We start from the raw sequence: 3,090 nt of genomic DNA, 5'->3' as shown, positions 1-3,090 counted from the left end.
GCTGCCTCCCCTGCCCATCGGCAGGTGGCAGCCCGACCTGAATCGTCCGAAGGTCCTGTTCCTGGCGTTACTGACCCATCGCGTGCACGCCGCCGTCGACGTGCACGATCTCGCCCGTGGTCGCCGGGAACCAGTCGGAGAGCAGGGCCGCGACGGCGCGCGCCGTGGGCTCGGGGTCGGTGACGTCCCAGCCGAGCGGCGCCCGCGTGCTCCAGTTGGCCTCCATCGCCTCGAAGCCCGGGATGGACTTGGCGGCCGTGGTACGGATCGGGCCGGCGGAGACCAGGTTGACGCGCACGCCCGACGGGCCGAGGTCGCGGGCCAGGTAGCGCGACGTCGACTCGAACGCGGCCTTGGCCACGCCCATCCAGTCGTACACGGGCCAGGCGAACTTCGCGTCGAACGTCAGGCCGACGATCGAGCCGCCGCCGGTGAGCAGCGGCTGCGCCGCCACGGCGAGCGACTTGAGCGAGTACGCGGAGACCTCGAGCGCGGTGGCCACGTCGGCCCACTCGCCCGCGAGGAAGTTGCCGCCCATCACGGACTGCGGTGCGAACCCGATCGAGTGCACCACGCCGTCGAGCGAGTCGAAGCCCGCCTCACGCACGCGGTCGGCCAGCGCGGCGAGGTCGTCGGCGTCGGTGACGTCGAGCTGGATGACCGGCGCCTCGACGGGCAGCCGGCGGGCGATCACCTGCGTGAGGCGGAACTGACGCCCGAACGAGGTGAGCACGACCTGGGCGCCCTCCTCCTGCGCGAGGCGCGCGACGTGGAACGCGATCGAGCCGTCCGTGAGGACGCCGGTGACGAGGAGCTTCTTGCCGGTGAGCAGGCCCATGGTGGTCTCTCTTCCTGGAGGGTTCTGGAGGGTCAGTGGCCCATGCCGAGGCCGCCGTCGACCGGCAGCACGGCGCCGCTGATGTACGCGGCGGCGGGCGAGGCGAGGAACTCGACGGCGGCGGCGACCTCGTCGGGCTGCGCGAAGCGCCCTGCGGGGATCGCGGCCTTGTAGGACGCCTGCGTGGCGTCGGGGAGCGCGCGCGTCATGTCGGTGTCGATGAACCCGGGCGCGACGACGTTCGCGGTGATGCCGCGACCGCCGAGCTCACGCGTGATCGAGCGGGCCACGCCCACGAGCGCCGACTTCGACGCCGCGTAGTTGACCTGCCCGGCACCGCCGTACAGCCCGACGACCGACGAGATGAGCACGATGCGCCCACGACGCAGCCGGATCATGCCCTTGGCGGCCCGCCGGGCGCAGCGGAAGGCGCCCTTGAGGTTGACGTCGAGCACCTCGTCGAACTCCTCGTCGGTCATCCGCATGAGGAGCTGGTCGCGGGTCACGCCCGCGTTCGCGACGAGCACCTCGACCGGGCCGAGCTCGGCCTCGACGGCGGTGAACGCGGCGTCGACCGAGGCCGTGTGACGCATGTCGCCGACGACGCCGAAGACGCCCTCGGGAAGCTCGCCGGAGCGGTAGATCGTCGCGACCCTGTCCCCCGCGGCGACGAACCGCTCGGCGATCGCTCGCCCGATGCCGCGGTTCGCGCCGGTCACGAGGACGACGCGCGGCTGGACGCTGGAGTTGTCGGAAGTCTCAGGCACGAGACACGACGCTATCCGAGCCGGCGCGCTCGTCGGGGCACCGGCACGGCACAGGTTGTCGGGCCTCGGTTGTGGGAGGCCCACAACCCGGGCGGCCGCCGTTCACCCGGTGGCGGGAACGTACGATCGGGGGGTGAGGACACGACGTCACGAGCCCGAGGTGCACAGCATCACCGCTGCGCCCGAGCCGCTCGCGCAGGACGTCGCGCGGCGCCAGCGGCGCTACCTCGTGCAGATGGGCGTCCGCCTCGTGTGCTTCCTCGCGGCGATCGTCACGTGGTCGCACGTCCCGATGTGGGGGTCGCTGATCCTCATCGCCGCCGCGGTCGTGCTCCCCTACGTGGCGGTGATCTTCGCCAACGCGGGACGCGAGCGACGCGACGAGATGGAGCCGTTCGTCGACCCGCGCGAGATCGGCCCCGGCACCACGCACTCCCAGCTCGAGAACCACCCCCCTGCCGGCGACGGAGGCCAGCCGTGACCCTGCCCGTGCCCGACCCGGTGGACGACCCGATCTGCAGCGCGCGCGGCTGCCGCCGGGACGCGACCTGGGGCCTGCTGTGGAACAACCCCAAGCTGCACACGTCCGACCGGCGCAAGGTGTGGCTCGCGTGCGACGACCACCGCGAGCACCTCACGCAGTTCCTCGACGTGCGCGGCTTCCTCAAGGACACCGTCCCCGTGACGGAGCTCGTCGCGGCGGACGGGACGTGACGCCTGCCCGGCGGCGCGCCGTCGGCCTGGTGCTCGTCGGCGTCGTCCTCGCGATCGTGTGCACGTTCCTGGGGCGCTGGCAGTGGCACCGCCACGAGTGGCGCGACGCCCAGATCGCCACGGTCGAGCGCAACTACGACGCGACGCCCGTCCCGCTGGCCGAGGTCGTCCCGGAGCCGGCCGCCGCGCTCGCCGGGCCCGACGAGTGGCGTCAGGTCGTGACCGACGGCCGGTACCTGCCCGGAGCGACCGTGCTGCTGCGCAACCGTCCCGTCGACGGCGCACCGGCCTACCACGTGCTCGTGCCGTTCGAGGTCGCGTCGACCGGCGACGTGCTCGTCGTCGACCGCGGCTGGGTGCCGACCGGCGCCGACGCGAGCGCGGCCGTCGACGTCCCGGAGCCCCCCGCGGGCGACGTCCGCGTCGTCGTGCGGCTGCGCCCGGCCGAGAGCCCGTCGACACGCGGGGCGCCCGCCGGCTCGGTGCAGGCCCTGGCGCCCGAGCAGGTGCTCGCCGCCGCCGGCGTCGAGGACGCGACGCCGTTCGTCCGCGCGTACGGCCAGCTCGTGAGCGAGGACCCGGCCGCGACGACGTCCCTCGGTGCGCTGCCCGCGCCCGACCTCGACCCGGGCTCGCACCTGTCGTACGCGTTCCAGTGGTGGGTGTTCGCGCTGGGCGGCTTCGTCGGCTTCGTGTGGCTCGCGCGCCGTGAGGTGACCGAGGAGCGCGACGGGACCGGCGCGCCGCCCGAGCCCGGCGCACCCCACGAGC

General features: G+C 73.7%; 5 protein-coding genes. 3 read left to right on the top strand and 2 right to left on the bottom strand.

Annotation, left to right across the window (positions count from 1 at the left end; translation table 11 throughout):
- Window positions 1–67: 67 nt before the first annotated feature.
- Both fabI and fabG read right to left on the bottom strand, forming a co-directional pair.
- Window positions 68–838 carry an enoyl-ACP reductase FabI gene (gene fabI / locus CWIS_RS14840; protein WP_048344106.1) on the bottom strand — a complete coding sequence of 257 codons (771 nt, stop codon included), beginning with the start codon at window positions 836–838 and terminating at the stop codon, window positions 68–70.
- Window positions 839–870: 32 nt separating this feature from the next.
- Complete coding sequence (gene fabG, locus CWIS_RS14835; RefSeq protein WP_048344105.1) at window positions 871–1,605, bottom strand: 3-oxoacyl-ACP reductase FabG; 735 nt, start codon at window positions 1,603–1,605, stop codon at window positions 871–873.
- A gap of 133 nt (window positions 1,606–1,738) precedes the next feature.
- On the opposite strand from fabG, the gene CWIS_RS18480 reads away from it, so the two are divergent.
- The 3 genes from CWIS_RS18480 to CWIS_RS14820 all read left to right on the top strand — a co-directional run.
- Window positions 1,739–2,086, top strand: a complete 348-nt coding sequence (locus CWIS_RS18480; RefSeq protein WP_048344104.1) for a DUF3099 domain-containing protein — start codon at window positions 1,739–1,741, stop codon at window positions 2,084–2,086.
- Window positions 2,083–2,319, top strand: a complete 237-nt coding sequence (locus tag CWIS_RS14825; protein ID WP_048344103.1) for a hypothetical protein — start codon at window positions 2,083–2,085, stop codon at window positions 2,317–2,319. Before CWIS_RS18480 ends, CWIS_RS14825 begins: the two co-directional genes overlap by 4 nt.
- A partial coding sequence (locus tag CWIS_RS14820; RefSeq protein WP_048344102.1) for an SURF1 family protein occupies window positions 2,316–3,090 on the top strand: 775 nt, incomplete at its 3' end. The genes CWIS_RS14825 and CWIS_RS14820, both read left to right, overlap by 4 nt.

The organism is Cellulomonas sp. A375-1 (assembly GCF_001040865.1).
GTDB classification, from domain to species: domain Bacteria; phylum Actinomycetota; class Actinomycetes; order Actinomycetales; family Cellulomonadaceae; genus Cellulomonas; species Cellulomonas gelida.
The sequence above is the reverse complement of the archived record's forward strand: the minus strand, read 5'-3'. Positions and strand labels throughout refer to the sequence as shown.